The sequence below is a fragment of the Streptomyces sp. NPDC059003 genome (assembly GCF_042740445.1).
Classification (GTDB): domain Bacteria; phylum Actinomycetota; class Actinomycetes; order Streptomycetales; family Streptomycetaceae; genus Streptomyces.
In genome coordinates, this window is sequence record NZ_JBHYJH010000137.1 from 1 (window position 1) to 14,278 (window position 14,278).

17 protein-coding genes are annotated in these 14,278 nt (G+C 72.3%); 6 read left to right on the forward strand and 11 right to left on the reverse strand.

Translation table 11 applies throughout. From position 1 onward, the window contains the following. Window positions 1-127 precede the first annotated feature (127 nt). Window positions 128-1,576, reverse strand: coding sequence for a DUF2637 domain-containing protein (locus ACFWZ5_RS34185; protein ID WP_384798529.1), 1,449 nt, complete (start codon window positions 1,574-1,576; stop codon window positions 128-130). Window positions 1,577-1,827: 251 nt separating this feature from the next. On the opposite strand from ACFWZ5_RS34185, the gene ACFWZ5_RS34190 reads away from it, so the two are divergent. Both ACFWZ5_RS34190 and ACFWZ5_RS34195 read left to right on the forward strand, forming a co-directional pair. After that, entirely contained in the window at window positions 1,828-2,562 is a 735-nt protein-coding gene (locus ACFWZ5_RS34190; RefSeq protein WP_384798531.1) for a S1 family peptidase, read from the forward strand. Window positions 2,563-2,645: 83 nt separating this feature from the next. After that, a complete protein-coding gene (locus tag ACFWZ5_RS34195; protein ID WP_384798534.1) occupies window positions 2,646-3,590 on the forward strand; it encodes a trypsin-like serine peptidase in 945 nt (314 codons plus the stop codon). A 25-nt stretch (window positions 3,591-3,615) separates the two neighbouring features. Here ACFWZ5_RS34195 and ACFWZ5_RS34200 read toward each other — a convergent pair whose 3' ends face one another. Then, the gene (locus ACFWZ5_RS34200; protein ID WP_384798537.1) at window positions 3,616-4,572 is read right to left on the reverse strand and encodes a GlxA family transcriptional regulator; all 957 of its coding nucleotides are present in this window, start codon (window positions 4,570-4,572) and stop codon (window positions 3,616-3,618) included. 101 nt (window positions 4,573-4,673) lie between these two features. On the opposite strand from ACFWZ5_RS34200, the gene ACFWZ5_RS34205 reads away from it, so the two are divergent. After that, window positions 4,674-5,267 (forward strand): MBL fold metallo-hydrolase, encoded by a 594-nt coding sequence (locus ACFWZ5_RS34205; protein ID WP_384798540.1) that lies wholly within the window; start codon window positions 4,674-4,676, stop codon window positions 5,265-5,267. A gap of 55 nt (window positions 5,268-5,322) precedes the next feature. On the opposite strand, the gene ACFWZ5_RS34210 is transcribed toward ACFWZ5_RS34205, so the two are convergent. Beyond that, a complete protein-coding gene (locus ACFWZ5_RS34210; RefSeq protein WP_384798543.1) occupies window positions 5,323-6,198 on the reverse strand; it encodes a DUF3558 domain-containing protein in 876 nt (291 codons plus the stop codon). Window positions 6,199-6,328: 130 nt separating this feature from the next. Further along, window positions 6,329-7,294 carry a DUF3558 domain-containing protein gene (locus ACFWZ5_RS34215; protein WP_384798545.1) on the reverse strand — a complete coding sequence of 322 codons (966 nt, stop codon included), beginning with the start codon at window positions 7,292-7,294 and terminating at the stop codon, window positions 6,329-6,331. Window positions 7,295-7,486: 192 nt separating this feature from the next. Between ACFWZ5_RS34215 and ACFWZ5_RS34220 the strand changes: the two genes are divergently transcribed. Next, window positions 7,487-8,680 (forward strand): RtcB family protein, encoded by a 1,194-nt coding sequence (locus ACFWZ5_RS34220; protein ID WP_384798548.1) that lies wholly within the window; start codon window positions 7,487-7,489, stop codon window positions 8,678-8,680. Between the two features lie 76 nt (window positions 8,681-8,756). Here the strand turns inward: ACFWZ5_RS34220 and ACFWZ5_RS34225 are convergent, their stop codons facing one another. The 3 genes from ACFWZ5_RS34225 to ACFWZ5_RS34235 all read right to left on the reverse strand — a co-directional run bounded on the left by ACFWZ5_RS34225 (window position 8,757) and on the right by ACFWZ5_RS34235 (window position 10,182). Then, entirely contained in the window at window positions 8,757-8,966 is a 210-nt protein-coding gene (locus ACFWZ5_RS34225) for a hypothetical protein (RefSeq protein WP_384798551.1), read from the reverse strand. Next, the gene (locus ACFWZ5_RS34230; RefSeq protein ID WP_384798554.1) at window positions 8,966-9,745 is read right to left on the reverse strand and encodes an SDR family NAD(P)-dependent oxidoreductase; all 780 of its coding nucleotides are present in this window, start codon (window positions 9,743-9,745) and stop codon (window positions 8,966-8,968) included. Before ACFWZ5_RS34230 ends, ACFWZ5_RS34225 begins: the two co-directional genes overlap by 1 nt. A 101-nt stretch (window positions 9,746-9,846) precedes the next feature. After that, window positions 9,847-10,182 carry a YnfA family protein gene (locus ACFWZ5_RS34235; RefSeq protein ID WP_384798556.1) on the reverse strand — a complete coding sequence of 112 codons (336 nt, stop codon included), beginning with the start codon at window positions 10,180-10,182 and terminating at the stop codon, window positions 9,847-9,849. 95 nt (window positions 10,183-10,277) lie between these two features. On the opposite strand from ACFWZ5_RS34235, the gene ACFWZ5_RS34240 reads away from it, so the two are divergent. Continuing rightward, on the forward strand, window positions 10,278-10,757 hold the full coding sequence (locus ACFWZ5_RS34240; RefSeq protein ID WP_384798559.1) for a hypothetical protein: 480 nt from the start codon (window positions 10,278-10,280) through the stop codon (window positions 10,755-10,757). Window positions 10,758-10,773: 16 nt separating this feature from the next. Here ACFWZ5_RS34240 and ACFWZ5_RS34245 read toward each other — a convergent pair whose 3' ends face one another. Both ACFWZ5_RS34245 and ACFWZ5_RS34250 read right to left on the reverse strand, forming a co-directional pair. After that, window positions 10,774-11,298, reverse strand: a complete 525-nt coding sequence (locus ACFWZ5_RS34245) for a GNAT family N-acetyltransferase (protein ID WP_384798562.1) — start codon at window positions 11,296-11,298, stop codon at window positions 10,774-10,776. Window positions 11,299-11,346: 48 nt separating this feature from the next. Then, window positions 11,347-12,165, reverse strand: a complete 819-nt coding sequence (locus ACFWZ5_RS34250) for a DUF6597 domain-containing transcriptional factor (protein ID WP_384798565.1) — start codon at window positions 12,163-12,165, stop codon at window positions 11,347-11,349. A 142-nt stretch (window positions 12,166-12,307) separates the two neighbouring features. Here ACFWZ5_RS34250 and ACFWZ5_RS34255 point away from each other — a divergent pair, with 142 nt between their 5' ends. Then, window positions 12,308-12,922, forward strand: a complete 615-nt coding sequence (locus ACFWZ5_RS34255; protein WP_384798568.1) for a TIGR03086 family metal-binding protein — start codon at window positions 12,308-12,310, stop codon at window positions 12,920-12,922. Between the two features lies 1 nt (window position 12,923). On the opposite strand, the gene ACFWZ5_RS34260 is transcribed toward ACFWZ5_RS34255, so the two are convergent. After that, the gene (locus ACFWZ5_RS34260; protein WP_384798571.1) at window positions 12,924-13,247 is read right to left on the reverse strand and encodes a hypothetical protein; all 324 of its coding nucleotides are present in this window, start codon (window positions 13,245-13,247) and stop codon (window positions 12,924-12,926) included. 373 nt (window positions 13,248-13,620) lie between these two features. Further along, window positions 13,621-14,058, reverse strand: coding sequence for a hypothetical protein (locus ACFWZ5_RS34265; RefSeq protein WP_016640275.1), 438 nt, complete (start codon window positions 14,056-14,058; stop codon window positions 13,621-13,623). Window positions 14,059-14,278: the final 220 nt, after the last annotated feature.

Sequence of the window (14,278 nt, forward strand, 5' to 3'; positions counted from 1 at the left end):
CGTGAGGGCTGTTCGCCATCGGCGTCTGCGGGCCCCGCAGACGCCGATGGCGGCCAAGCCCCACCAGAGGCGTTCGCCTCGCGTGAGGGCAGAAACGGGCGGGCGGGTGGGAAAGCCGGTGGGCGGCCTAGGCGATGTGTTCCTCGGCGTCGAGGTCCTGCTGGTAGCGGTCGCGGAAGCCGCGCAGGTAGGGGCGCAGGGTGCTCTCGGTGAGCGGGCCGCCCGCCTGGCCCGTCACGCCGTACAGGTCCATCAGGTACAGGCTGAACTGGCGGGCGTTGGGGTAGTCGCCCAGCTCGCTCACGTACTTGCGGAAGGCGTTGAAGTACGCCTCCTCGCGGGTCATGTCGTCGGGCAGGCCCGGGCCGTCGGCCTCCGCCGCCGGTTCCGGCAGCGGTTCGGGTTCCGGCTGCGCTTGCTGCTGGGGCTGGGGCTGGGGTGCCGCGCCCTGGGCGGGGTTCTGCTCCTCGCGCGGGTTCGGGATGAAGTGGGCGTTCGCCAGCGGGCGGGTGCGGCCCGGGCCCGACGGGACGCGGAACTCGGGGGAGTCGGGCGCCATGTGGTGCGGGGCCTCGGCCTGCTCCGCGTACGCCTGCTGCTCGTACGTCTCGTACGCCTCGTGGTCCTGGTGCTCCTCGTACCACTCGTCGTACGGCGCTTCCGGGGCGTACGACACCGGGGCCTGGCCCTGCGGGTGCGGGGCGTTCTGGGTCGCGAACCAGGGGCTGGAGTGGTCGACGGGGACCGCTTCCTGCTCGGGCTCCGGGGCGGGGGGTTCGGCCTCGGCCTCGGCCTTGCGCAGGGGCGCGGGCGTGGGCGCGGACTCGGCGGGCTCCGGCGTGGGTGCGGCGGTCAGCTCCGGCTGCTGGGGCGCGGCCGGAGCCGGGGGCAGGACGGGCGGTTCGATGCCCGCGGCGGCGAGCCCCGCGGGGGCGGTCTCGGTGAGCGGCACGCCGAACCGGGCGAGGCGCAGGGGCATCAGGGACTCGACGGGGGCCTTGCTGCGCCAGCGGCGGCCGAAGCGGGAGCGCAGGCGCGCCTGGTAGACGAGCCGCTCCTGTTCCAGCTTGATGACCTGGTCGTAGGAGCGCAGCTCCCACAGCTTCATGCGCCGCCACAGGCGGAACGTGGGGACGGGGGAGAGCAGCCAGCGCGTGATGCGCACGCCCTCCATGTGCTTGTCGGCCGTGATGTCGGCGATCCGGCCGATGGCGTGCCGCGCGGCCTCGACGGCGACGACGAACAGGATGGGGATCACGGCGTGCATGCCCATGCCCAGCGGGTCGTCGGACGAGGCGCTGTTGAACGCGATCGTGGCCGCCGTGAGCAGCCACGCCGTCTGGCGCAGCAGCGGGAAGGGGATGCGGAGCCAGGTCAGCAGGAGGTCGAGGGCGAGCAGGACGCAGATGCCCGCGTCGATGCCGATGGGGAAGAAGTACGAGAAGTCGCCGAAGCCCTTCTTCTCGGCCAGCTCGCGCACGGCCGCGTACGATCCCGCGAAGCCGATTCCGGCGATGACGAGCGCACCGAAGATGACGACGCCGATGAGTATCCGGTGCGTCCGTGTCAGCTGCATCGCGGCCACCCGCGAACCCCTCCCTGTTCGGTGTGTTGCGAGCGATCCTGGCACACCTGTGCGGGAGCGTGTGGCCCGGTACGGCCGGGGAGCTGTCCAACTGGTCTGTCGACGGGGTCTGCTGCGCCGCGCGGGCCTCGGGGCCCGTCCCGCTGCTGTTGCGATGTCGTAGCACTTGTGCGGAACGCTTTTGCTCGGCGGGGTCTCTCCATGTCCGTACGGCTGTACCCCCTTGAGAGGAGTTGTTCTGCATGGTGCGTCGCTTGCATGTTCTGCTGCTGACCGCCCTGGCGCTGGTCGCGGGCACGGTGATGTCGTCCACTCCGGCCTCCGCCGTCATCGGCGGGTCCAAGAGCACCTACGGCCCGTGGGCCGTGCGCATGCTCGTCGACGGCAAACCGGCGTGCACCGGCACAGCCGTCAGCCGCCAGTGGATCCTCACCGCCTCGCACTGCTTCTACGAGCAGGCACAGCCGGTCGCCGACAAGCGGATCTCGTTCCGGGTGGGCAACCTCGACATGCGCAGGGGCACCACGGTCCGCCCCATCCCCCGCAAGCGCGTGGGCAGCGCGCACGCCGACATGATGCTCATCAAGGTCGCGCCGATGAACGTCCCCACGGCACGCCTGTCCAAGGTCGGCGTCAAGCGCGGCCAGCTGGTGCGGCAGTACGGGTGGGGCGCCACCTGCACCACCGATGAGAGCGCCTGCCAGTCTCCCGTCCTCAAGCAGTCGAAGCTGAAGGTCGTCAAGCCGAACGACCCGCTGTGCGCGGGCCACACCGCACCGGGCGGCCCCGACTTCTGCATGAAGAAGGTGTCCGGGATTCCCGCCGGGGGCGACTCCGGAGGCCCGGTCATGACCATCGGCCCGCGGGGCACCGAAACCCTCATCGGCGTCTTCAACGGCTCCGACCGGGAGAAGAGCGCCGAGGCCGGAGAGGTGTCCCAGCAGCTCTCCTGGATCCGCTCGGTCATCCGCCGATAGCGTCCGCGCGACCAGCCGCCGGGGCCCTCGTCCGCTCGCCCTTCACCCTCCCGGACCGCCTCACATTCTTAAGGACACCCGCCATGCCCGAGACATCCCCTTCCGTGATCCGGCCGCCGCGTCGCTGGGCCACGGGGCTCGCCGTGGCCGGCACGGCCCTCGTCCTCGCCGCCCCGGTCCCGGCGGCGGCCGCGACCGGCCAGGCACCCGCGGCCGACGCCCGCAAGCCCCGCGCCGCCGCGGCCGACCCGGTCTCCGTCCTGAAGTACACCGCCCGGGAGCGCAAGGACGCCCTCGCCTACTGGACGCCCACCCGCATGAAGAACGTCGGCAAGTCCGTCGACCTCGGCCCGACCGGGCCGAAGGCCAAGCCGTGGCGGGGCACCACGCTGAAGACCGTGGGACGGCTGTTCTTCGTCAACGCCAACGGCGCCGACACCTGGTGCACGGCCACCGCCGTGAAGAGCGCCAACCGCTCCGCCGTGATCACCGCGGCCCACTGCGTACGCCGCGGCTCGTCCCCCTTCAACACCAACACCGCGATGGTCTTCGCCCCCGGCTACAGCAAGGGCAAGAAGCCGTACGGCGTCTTCGCGGTCCGCTCCGCCGCGACCCCGCGCACCTGGGAGAAGGACTCCGTCAACGACATGTCCGCGCTGGCCGTCGACGCCGACAAGCGCGGCCGTAGGCTCACCGACGTCGTGGGCGGCCGGCCCATCGCCTTCAACCGGCCCGTCGGCGGCGCCATTTCCGCGTTCGGCTACTCCGCGACGCGCCCGCAGCGCGGCGAGGAACTCCTGCACTGCGTCGGCACGGCCAAGAAGGAGCACGGCCAGCAGTTCATCCCCTGCGACATGAGCGGCGGCTCCAGCGGCGGCCCGTGGCTGGCCGACTTCGACGCCGCCACCGGCAAGGGCGTCCTGGTCTCGGTCAACAGCTCCCTCGACTCCCTGACGCCGACCAAGATGTACGGAGAGCTGTTCAAGACCACCGCCAAGAAGGTGTACGACCGGGCTCAGCACGCCTGACGTCGGGTGGTCAACGTCCGTTGTTCTAGGGCGCGTTGGTGAACGAGCGGCGGTACGAGCGCGGCGGCACCCCCCGGCGGCGTACGAACTGTTCGCGCAGGACCGCCGCGCTGCCGTACCCGACCCGGTGGGCGATCTCCTCGACCGGCAGGTCCGTGGTCTCCAGGAGCTCCTCGGCGCCGCTCAGCCGCAGGCTCCGCAGCCAGGCGCCCGGAGTGGTGCCGGTCGCGGCCGTGAAGCGGCGGGCGAAGGAGCGCTTGCTCATCATGGCGCGCCGGGCCAACTCCGCGACGGGCAGCGGTTCGTGGAGGTGCGCGCGGGCCCAGGCGAGCACCTCGGCGAGCCGCTCGTCCCGGCAGTCCTCGGGCACGGGCGCCGCCAGGTACTGCGCCTGCCCGCCGTCGCGGTGGGAGGGCAGCACCATGTCACGGGCGACGGCGTTGGCGAGCGCCGCCCCGTACTCCCGCCGCAGCAGATGAAGGCACATGTCGAAGCCCGCGGCGGCGCCCGCGCCCGTGATGACGGTGCCCTCGTCGACGTACAGGGCATCGGGATCGACGACGACGTCCGGGTGGCGCTCGGCCAGCAGCCCGGCGAACCGCCAGTGGGTGGTCGCCCGGCGGCCGTCGAGCAGCCCCGCGGCGGCGAGCGCGAACGCGCCGACGCAGTGGGCCGCGACCAGCGCGCCCCGCGCGTGCGCGGTGGCCAGCGCGTCGAGCACGGCGGGCGCGGGCGGCGTACGGAACCCGGCCCACGGCAGGGCGATCACCAGATCGGCGGCGGCCAGCCGGTCCAGGCCGTGGGCGACGGCGAGCGGCACGCCGACGTCGGTGGGGACCGGGCCCGGCCGCTCGGCGCACAGGGCGAAGTCGAAGCCGGGCAGCCCCTCGCCGTGCGGAGCGAACACCTCGGTCACGATGCCGACGGCGAGCAGGCCGGCTCCGGGCGGTACGTACGCGGCGACGTTCACGAAGGGCGGCACGCGCGCAGTCTGACACGCTCCGGCACGCGTGGCACGAATCCCGCGATCGTAGGCAGCGATGCCACTCGTGGGCGGCTGACCCGCTCGGAAGGATGGAGGGCATGACAGACGCACCGCTCGGCCGCAGCGCCGCATTCCAGATCCTGACCACCGGCTACGTGGGCTCCACCGGGCCCGGCGTCGCCGCGACCGTCTCCTACGTCGCCGACGCGGGCCGCCACGTCGTCTTCGACCCGGGCATGGTGCCGACCCGCGACCACATCCTCGCCCCGCTCGCGCGACTGGGCCTCGGCCCCGACGACATCACCGACGTCGTCCTCAGTCACCACCACCCGGACAACACGATGAACGCGGGCCTGTTCGCACAGGCCCGCGTTCATGACCACAAGGTGGAGTACCGGGGCGACCAGTGGCACAACCGGGACGCCGAGGGCTACGACCTCACGCCGTCCCTGCGGCTGATCCGCACCCCCGGACACAGCCCCGAGGACATCACGCTGCTCGCGGGCACGGACTCCGGCGTGGTGGCCTTCGCCGGCGACCTGTGGTGGCACGCGAACGGTCCTGCGGACGACCCCGTGGCCCCGGACCGTGCGCTGCTGCGCGCCTCCCGGCAGCGGGTGCTCGCCGTGGCGGACCTGATCGTGCCCGGCCATGGCGCCGCGTTCAGGGGCGACGAGAGCACGCCGCTCTAGGTGTGTTGTTCGGGCCGCGCGCTCCTCGGGCTACTCGCGCCGCTCGCCGCTCGGGCTACTCGCTCTTGGCCTTGGGGTTGGCTCCCTGGCCCGACTTGTCGGCGTCCTTGTCGCTGGACTCGTCGTCGGCCTTCGGCTTGTCGCCGGTCTTCGGCTTGTCCGAAGCGCCCGCGCCGCCCGCCTTGTTCGCGGCGACGACCGCCGCGGCGGCCTCCTTCGCGGCCTTCTGCGCGTCCTTGGCGAGGTCGGCGGCCTTCGGCTGGGCGTCGCCCGCGAGGCCCGCGCCGTTGTAGTCGACCGCGACGACGGCGTTCTCGACGCGCGTGACGAGGGTCTGGTTGTGGAAGGTCTCCTTGTCCTTCGTCAGCTGGTAGCTGACGAGGGTCGCCTGGTCGCCCGTGCCCGGCAGCGGCGTGGTCTTGACGGCCTTGGCGCCCTTGACCGCCTGGGCGTCCGCGACCTGCTTGGCGAAGTTGGTCTGCGCGCGCTTGGCACCGCTGCCGAGGGACTGGTCGGAGTCGAAGCGGTTCATGGAGACCCGCAGCCAGCGGAACTGGGAGCCGTCGACGCCGTTGTCGTCGAGGCTCTCCCAGGTGCAGTTGCCGCGCGTGGACACATCGTCCGACGTGCCGGTCTTGCCCGACTTGTCCTTGGCGGCGGGCACCAGGCCGCCGAGCGTCTTCTTCGAGAGCACGTCACAGGGCTCGGGAAGCTTGGCGAACGCGGCCTTCTCCACCGTCTCGGCCTGACCGCCCGCGCTCGCGGACGGCGACGCGGAGGACGTGGAGCCCGAGTCCTTCTTGGCGTCGTCCGAGCCGGAGCCGGAGTCGTCGCTGCTGCAGGCGGAGGCGAAGAGGATCACCGGTACGGCGGCCGCGCCCACAAGAACGCGGGTGAGTCGCTGTCGCTGTCGCTGTGCGGGTCGGTGCATGGTTCCTTCACTCGTGTTCGCTCGGGGCGTCCGGGCGGGCCGGGCCCGATGGGTCCGTTGGGCCACCGTACGCGGTGAGCGACGCGGGTGAACCGGGTTCCCGGCAGTCGCCTCCGGCCCGCGGCGGCCGTCAGCCGTCGAACCTGTCGGAGAGGTCGTCCGCCAGTTCGCGCGCGCTGTCCTGCATTTCCTTGGAGTCCGGGGCCTCGGTGCGGCGCGCGGGCTGCTCGTCGTACTCGACGGTCACGATGACGTTCGACGTGCGGAAGACCACAGTCACCGTGCGGTGGCGGGACGCCGACGCGGCGGTGGTGAGCACGTCGTCGAGGAAGGCCTCGTCGCCGAGGTCGTCCAGGGGGCGGGGTTCGAGTCCCGCGGGCGTTGCGTCGTCGCCGGAAGCGGATGGTTCGCCCGAATCATCCGACTCGTCCTCGCCCTTGTCACCGTCGTTGTCGTCGTCCTTGCCGCCGTCCTCGTCCTCGTCGTCCTTGGCGGCGCCGTCGCCCTTCTTGCCCTTGCCGGCCTTGGCCTCCGCGGAGGGGCCGCCCTGCGGCTTGGCGTCGCCGGAGGCCTCGTCGGACGCGCCCTTGGAGGCGGACGGGGAGGAGGAGTCACTGGGCTCGTCGGAGCCGGGCTCGGACTCCGTCGGCTCGGGGATGTCCGCGTCGCGCAGCTTCCTGCGGTACACCTCCTCGGCCCGGCTGTCGTCGCTGACCGCGCCGTCGTACGACACCACGCGCTCGAAGTCGACGAGCAGATGGTGCGTGGCGTCGGCCGACTCGACCTTCCAGCGGCAGCCCACGCGCCGGTCGGTGTCGTACGTCACCGTGGCGGCGCCCTCGTAGGCCTTCTCGCGCTGCGTGTCGTCCCCGATCTCCTTGATGCCGGGCAGCATCGCGTCGAGCGTCGACCGGTCGACGGTGCCGCAGGGCTCGGGCAGGGTGCGGTACTTGCCGGGCTCGGCGGCCTGGGTCGAGCCCGCGGAGTCGCCGGACTTGCCGTCGTCACCGCCGTCGGCGCCCGAGCCGCCGGTGCAGCCGGCGAGCAGCGCCACGAGGAGCGCGACGGCGCCCGGTACGTAGACCTTCCGCTGCACCGTGGTGGCTCCTCTCGACGTGGCCGGGGCCCGTCCGGCCTGCATATTGGGTTGCCGCCGGCGGGCGACTGGTGGACACAATGTGTATCGCACGCGCTGCCGTGGATGCCGGTCCGTTTTCCCATTCGTCGACCTTGGCACCGGCATTTGCGTTTCTGGACTTTTGTTTGGTTTCGGGGGAATGAGGACGCTATGTCGTACGTAGAGGTTCCGGGCGCGAACGTACCGATCAGGATGTGGACGAACCCGTCCACGGTAGAGGGCGCGGCCATGCAGCAGCTGCGGAACGTGACCACGCTGCCGTGGATCAAGGGCCTGGCCGTGATGCCGGACGTGCACTTCGGCAAGGGCGCGACCGTCGGCTCCGTGATCGCCATGCACGGCGCGGTGTGCCCGGCCGCGGTCGGCGTCGACATCGGCTGCGGCATGTCGGCGGTGAAGACGTCCCTGACGGCGAGCGACCTGCCGGCCGACCTGTCCCGCCTCCGCTCGAAGATCGAGCAGGCGATTCCGGTGGGGCGGGGGATGCACGACGAGGCGGTGGACCCGGGGCGGCTGCACGGCTTTGCCAGTGCGGGGTGGAAGGACTTCTGGGCGCGCTTCGACGGCATCGCCGATTCCGTCAAGTTCCGCGAGGAACGGGCCACCAAGCAGATGGGCACCCTCGGCTCGGGGAATCACTTCTGCGAAGTTTGCATCGATGGCGAAGGCTTTGTGTGGCTGATGCTGCACTCCGGCTCCCGCAACATCGGCAAGGAGCTGGCCGACCACCACATCGGCGTCGCCCGCGACCTGCCGCACAACCAGGGCCTGGTGGACCGCGACCTCGCGGTGTTCATCGCGGACACCCCGCAGATGGCGGCCTACCGGAACGACCTGTTCTGGGCGCAGCAGTACGCGAAGTACAACCGCGCGATCATGATGGCGCTCTTCAAGGACGTCATCCGCAAGGAGTTCGTGAAGGCCAAGCCGGTCTTCGAGCAGGAGATCTCCTGCCACCACAACTACGTGGCGGAGGAGCGGTACGACGGCATGGACCTCCTGGTGACCCGCAAGGGCGCGATCCGCGCGGGCTCCGGGGACTACGGCATCATCCCGGGCTCCATGGGCACCGGCTCGTACATCGTGAAGGGCCTCGGCAACGAGGCGTCCTTCAACTCCGCCTCGCACGGCGCGGGCCGCAAGATGAGCCGGAACGCCGCGAAGAAGCGGTTCTCCACGCAGGACCTGGAGGAGCAGACGCGGGGCGTGGAGTGCCGCAAGGACTCGGGCGTCGTCGACGAGATCCCCGGCGCGTACAAGTCCATCGAGAAGGTCATCGACCAGCAGACCGACCTGGTCGAGGTCGTGGCGAAGCTCAAGCAGGTGGTGTGCGTGAAGGGCTGACGCCCGGGCGCGGGGGCCGGTGGCGCGCGGCGCGGGGTCCGGCCGCTCGCCGCGGAACCCGCTCGATGCGGGGCGCCTACTTCGCGTGGGACACCGCGTAGATCATGACGAACGCCACGATGTGGATGCCGAAGAGGAAGTACGCCAGGTACCACCACACCAGGCGTTCGTTCTTCTTCTCCTGGGCCAGGCGGCGGGACTCCTGTTCGTGGGTGAGCCGCGCCAGGGGGTCCGGGGAGTCGGGGGAGCCCGCGGGGGTGCCGGGGTCGTCGGAGGACTGGGTCATCACAGGTCCCGGTGCACTTTGGTGTTGGAGGCCTGGGCGCGGGGGCGGACCACGAGGAGGTCGACGTTCACGTGCGGCGGGCGGGTGACCGCCCAGGTGACCGTGTCCGCGACGTCCTCGGCGGTCAGCGGCTCGGCCACGCCCGCGTAGACCTTGGCCGCCTTCTCCTCGTCGCCGCCGAAGCGGGTGAGCGCGAAGCCCTCCGTCCTCACCATGCCGGGCGCGATCTCGATGACGCGGACGGGGGTGCCGACGATCTCCAGGCGGAGGGTCTCGGCGAGCACGTGCGCGCCGTGCTTCGCGGCGACGTAGCCCGCGCCGCCCTCGTACGTGGCGTGGCCCGCGGTGGAGGAGATGACGACCACGGTGCCGTCGCCGCTCGCGGTGAGGGCGGGCAGCAGGGCCTGGGTGACGTTCAGGGTGCCGATGACGTTGGTCTCGTACATCTGGCGCCAGTCCGCCGGGTCGCCGGTCGCCACCGGGTCGGCGCCGAGCGCGCCGCCCGCGTTGTTCACCAGGACCGCGATCTTCTGGAAGGCCGTGGCGAAGGTGTCGACGGCGGCGCGGTCGGTGACGTCGAGCTCGTACGCGGTCGCGCTGTGCCCGGCGTCCGTCAGCTCGGCCGCGAGGGCCTCGATGCGGTCCTTGCGGCGGGCCGTCAGGACGACCCGGTACCCGGCCGCCGCGAGGCCGCGTGCCGTCGCGGCGCCGATGCCGCTGCTGGCGCCGGTGACGACGGCGATGCCGGGCTTACGGGGCGGTGCGGCGTTCGACGGCATGGGGGCTGCTCCCTCGGGGCGGGCTCGTACGGGGGCGTACGCGGGTGACGATGCGCTGGGTGCTGCTTCTGTCGCTGTCCCGCCAGGATAGGCGGGCGGCCTCAGTCGCCCCGCGGCGCGTACATGATCACGGCCATGCCCGCGAGGCACACCAGCGCGCCGATCACGTCCCAGCGGTCGGGCCGGTAGCCGTCCGCGACCGCGCCCCAGGCGAGCGAGCCCGCCACGAAGACCCCGCCGTACGCCGCCAGGATCCGCCCGAACTCCGCGTCGGGCTGGAGCGTCGCGACGAAGCCGTAGACGCCGAGCGCGAGGACGCCCGCGCCGATCCAGACCCACCCCCGGTGCTCCCGCACCCCCTGCCACACCAGCCACGCCCCGCCGATCTCGAACAGCGCGGCGACGGCGAAGAGGGCGGCGGAGCGGGCGATCAGCATGGTCAACAGGGTGGCATGCCGGGTTCGGAGGGGACGGGAGGGGCGAGGGGTGGCATAGGTGACAGGGACGAGGCCGGGCGCTGGTGGAGGTTGCTGTGCGGAAGCTCTGTGTGGGGGCCGTGGTCGTGGGGGCCCTGCTGTGGGGGAGCGGGGGCGCGGGGGCCGTGCCCGCGGGGCGGGGTCCCGTGCGCGGGGAGGCCGATCTCGCCTTTCACGGGTACGTCGCCCTGTCCGACGGTCGGGTACGGGTCTCGCTGACGCCGCGCAATCACGGGCCGTCCGACGTCGGCGACGCCACGGTCCGGCTGCGGTCGTCGGCGCCGCTCGCTGATGCGGGGCGGCTGCCGGGGGCGTGCGTGCGGGAGGGCGGCCGGGGGGTGCTGTGCCGCACCGGCGCGCTGCCCGCCGGGGGGTGGGGCGAGCCGCTGGACCTGGTCCTGCCGCTGAAGGGCGGCGGGCAGGAGGTGACGCTGACCGTGGACACCGCGTGGGGCGGCGGCGCGGTGGACGGCAACCCCGCGAACAACCACCGGGTCGTCCTCGCCCTGGACACCGGGGACTCGTACTACTTCTGAGTGCCCTCCGCGCGGGTCACTGTCTCAGGTCGATCACCCAGTCGTTGCACTGCCGCCACCGGCCCTTCGGGTACTCGAAGTCGCCCGTGCCGCGCAGGGTGAAGCCCGCCTTGCGGCACACCGCGTTGGACGCGGCGTTGGCGACGTCGGGGACGGCGTGCAGGAACCGGTGGCGTCCGGCGCGCCGGGCCTCGGCGACGACGAGCCGGGTCGCGGCGACGGCGATGCCCCGCCCCTGGAACTCGGGGACGACGCCCCAGCCCGCCTCCCAGATCTCCTGGCCGTCGTGCGTCGTCTCCCAGAAGCCGACGAGGCCCGCCGCCGGGCCGTCCGGGTCCGCGACGATCGTGAACATCTGCCCGCGGCCGTCGAGCTCGACATACCGTCGGTGCCGGTCGAGCAGCTTCTCGTGCGACTCGGGGCCGCCCAAGTGGTCGGTCATCTCCGGCGTGTTGTGCCGGACCAGCTGGTCGAAGTCGTCCTCGCCGTACGGCACGAGCCGTACGCGTTCCGCCTGTGCTTCCGCAGTCGTCCGCTCCATGTCCCCACGGTAGGGGGAGGGTCTGACAACGGCCCCTGACCTGCTGTTTCACCGGGGTGCGTACGCGGTCGGCGGCACCCCCACGGTCGCGGTGAAGTCCCGGACGAGATGGGCCTGGTCGGCGTACCCGAGATCAGCCGCGAGGCCCGCCCAGTCCACCGCCGTCTGCGTTTCGGCGCGTTCGAGAGCCTCATGAATGCGGTAGCGCAGGATCACCCACTTCGGTCCGACTCCCACGTACAGGGAGAACAGCCGTTGGAGCGCCCGCACGGACACGCCCTCCGTCCGTGCGAGGTCGCTCACGCGCCGGACGGCGCGGTCGGTGCGGACCCGGTCGACGAGGCTCATGGCGAGGTCGGCCTGCGGGTCGGGCTCGGGGGCCAGGCCCAGCAGGAAGCGGTCGAGCGCCGCCACGCGCGCGTGCTCGTCGTCGGGGCCCGTCACGTCCCGCGCCACGTCCCTCGGTACGAGTGCGCCGGCGAAGGCGTTCTTCAGGGGTACGTGACGTCCGGTCAGCTCTGTCACGGCGAGGCCCGGTGTGAAGGGCCGGAATCCGCCCGGGCGGAACTGCACCCCGCACACTCTGCCCCGCCCTGCCAGCTCCTTGCGGAACAGACCGAGGCCGACCCCCGCGACCTCCCCGAACGGGACGCCGTCGCCGAGCAGTTGGAAGACGACGTTCACCGACGGGTGCGGCACCACGTGGGAGACGTACGGCTCGGGCAGGTCCCAGTCGATCAGCCAGTAGTGCTCGATCCAGTGCCGGAGCGGTTCCGCGGGCGCGTGCCGCCGGAACCGTGCGTGCCGCATCAGGGCGGGCGCGTCGACGATGCCGCGGGTGTCGCGGCGGGGTGTGGGGCCTGACATGTCGGGATCGTATGCGGGGGGTCGGACAGCGGCCGGTACGTCCGCGCGGGGGGTCGCCTTGGGTGGGCCCCTGCGTGGGGTGCCGCGAAGGGTGTCGTGTTTCTTCAAGCCGTGCCTACCGCCCCCTCCGTACGGTCGCGGCATGGACACGCAACAACACACACTCGGCGACCTCATCGCCGTCGCCGCCGCCCGCGCGATCCCGGTGGTCCGGGCCATCGGGGACGAACAGCTCACGGCCCGCACGCCGTGCGCCGACTACGACGTCAAGGACCTCGTGAACCATCTGTTCCACGTAGTGGTGCAGTTCCAGTCGCTCGCCGCCAAGGAGGGCGCAGACTTCACGTCGACTCCGGACCGCGTAGCCCAGGGCGCCGACTGGCGTGAGCGCTTCGCCGACGAGGCCGACGGGCTCGTCGGGGCCTGGTCCGCGCCGGGCGCCGACGAGGGCACGACCGGCGCGATGGGCCTCCCGGCGGCCACCGTGGGCGCGATGGTTCTGCTCGACCTGACCGTGCACGCCTGGGACCTGGCTCGTGCGACCGGCCAGGAGTACGGCACCGCCGACGGCGACATGCTGCGCGTCCTGGACGTGCTGTGGGGTGCGGTCGGCGAGATGGCGCCCATGGCCCGCGCCATGGGCATGTTCGGCGATCCGGTGCCGGTCCCGGAGGGCGCGTCGACGTTCGAGCGGCTGCTCGCGGGGACGGGCCGCGACCCCTACGCGCACGCGGTCTTGGGCGGTCCCCAGGAGTGAGTCACCGGTCATCGCCGCCCGGAGCCGCCGGCCACAGGTCGTCGAAGAGCGCGGGGGCCGCCCGCGCCGGCTGTGAGGTGTCGTCGAGCATCCGCAGGGCGCCGACGAGCGCGTCGGCCAGGGCGAATTGGTGACGGTCGGAGGGAGGCTCGGGATCCGGCCCCGGGGTGCATGCTTGCGGGGCCGACCCGTCGAGCCGCGGGATTCGCGGGGCCGACCCGCCGAGCAGTGGGGCCAGCGGAGGCCACAGGCGTGCCGCCGCCTGCATCGGCAGCATCCAAGCCGCCCTGTCCTGACGGGTGTTGCGGTACGTGGCGATGACCATGCCCACGATCCGCCGCGCGACCGGGTCCCACACTCCGGAGCCGCTGAATCCGGCCTCGATCCAGGGACTCGTGGGGGTTCGCGCCCTCCAGCTGGATCCAGTCCTGGTGCGGCGCTCCAGGGGCGAGCACCCTGGCCGTGACCCACAGCCCTTCGGGCACCGGCGCGGGATGGCCGTACATGCTCACCTCACGCCGGTCCGACGCGATCGCAGGTGCCGAGCGCCGCGACGCCCACCTCGTCGCCCCTTCCCCCGGCATGGACGACGGCGCCCGACGCTGCGCTACGGCGATTCCGCGAAGCGGCGCTGCCGCCGGCCGACGCATGACACGTATGAACCCAGCCTACGAAGGACGCGGCGTCGGGGGAGTGGGTCAGGGCCACACCAGGCAGTACGCCTGGTGTCCTGCGTCGTGCAGGCGGTGGCTGAAGTCCTGCCACTCGTGCAGGAGTTGGTAGACGTTGAACGCGTCCCGGGGGCCGCCGCGGTCGGGGACCGTGGACCAGATGAAGGCCGCGGCGCCGACCGACTCCTCGCCGATGCCGCGCAGCGGGTCGACGACCGTCATGGGGAGCTTCACGACCGCGTAGTCGGGGTGGAGCACGACCAGTTCGAGGGGCGGGACCTTGTGCAGGGGTATGCCCTCGATGCCGGTGAGGACCATCGCCGCCATCGTCTCCGGCTTGATCTTCGTGAACATGCCGCCCATGCCGAGCTCGTCACCGCCGAGCTCCTCGGGGCGCATCGAGATCGGGACGCGGGCCGCGGTCGCGCCGTCCGGGGCTCCGAAGTATTTGTAGGTCACCCCCACCCCGCCGCTCCTGCTTCCCGGGCGCTCTCTGCGCACCCTGTCCGGCGCCCGCTGCTCGTGGCCCTGCGCCGCCTCTGCATCTCGCCGGTGCTTGCCCCGCCGGGCACGCCGGGGACCCAGGCCGTCGGTCCCCTCGCCCAGTCCACCACCGCGCTGCATATCTCCACCCGACTGCTTTTCTAAGGCGCGCGGGCCCCGCCGCGCAACCCGATCATCGTGT

Bases quoted from the DNA above. Each gene is read 5' to 3' on its own strand.
- ACFWZ5_RS34185 (WP_384798529.1), bottom strand. From the start codon at position 1,576: ATGCAGCTGACACGGACGCACCGGATACTCATCGGCGTCGTCATCTTC.
- ACFWZ5_RS34190 (WP_384798531.1), top strand. From the start codon at position 1,828: ATGGTGCGTCGCTTGCATGTTCTGCTGCTGACCGCCCTGGCGCTGGTC.
- ACFWZ5_RS34195 (WP_384798534.1), top strand. From the start codon at position 2,646: ATGCCCGAGACATCCCCTTCCGTGATCCGGCCGCCGCGTCGCTGGGCC.
- ACFWZ5_RS34205 (WP_384798540.1), top strand. From the start codon at position 4,674: ATGACAGACGCACCGCTCGGCCGCAGCGCCGCATTCCAGATCCTGACC.
- ACFWZ5_RS34210 (WP_384798543.1), bottom strand. From the start codon at position 6,198: ATGCACCGACCCGCACAGCGACAGCGACAGCGACTCACCCGCGTTCTT.
- ACFWZ5_RS34220 (WP_384798548.1), top strand. From the start codon at position 7,487: ATGTCGTACGTAGAGGTTCCGGGCGCGAACGTACCGATCAGGATGTGG.
- ACFWZ5_RS34225 (WP_384798551.1), bottom strand. From the start codon at position 8,966: ATGACCCAGTCCTCCGACGACCCCGGCACCCCCGCGGGCTCCCCCGAC.
- ACFWZ5_RS34230 (WP_384798554.1), bottom strand. From the start codon at position 9,745: ATGCCGTCGAACGCCGCACCGCCCCGTAAGCCCGGCATCGCCGTCGTC.
- ACFWZ5_RS34235 (WP_384798556.1), bottom strand. From the start codon at position 10,182: ATGCTGATCGCCCGCTCCGCCGCCCTCTTCGCCGTCGCCGCGCTGTTC.
- ACFWZ5_RS34245 (WP_384798562.1), bottom strand. From the start codon at position 11,298: ATGGAGCGGACGACTGCGGAAGCACAGGCGGAACGCGTACGGCTCGTG.
- ACFWZ5_RS34250 (WP_384798565.1), bottom strand. From the start codon at position 12,165: ATGTCAGGCCCCACACCCCGCCGCGACACCCGCGGCATCGTCGACGCG.
- ACFWZ5_RS34255 (WP_384798568.1), top strand. From the start codon at position 12,308: ATGGACACGCAACAACACACACTCGGCGACCTCATCGCCGTCGCCGCC.
- ACFWZ5_RS34260 (WP_384798571.1), bottom strand. From the start codon at position 13,247: ATGGTCATCGCCACGTACCGCAACACCCGTCAGGACAGGGCGGCTTGG.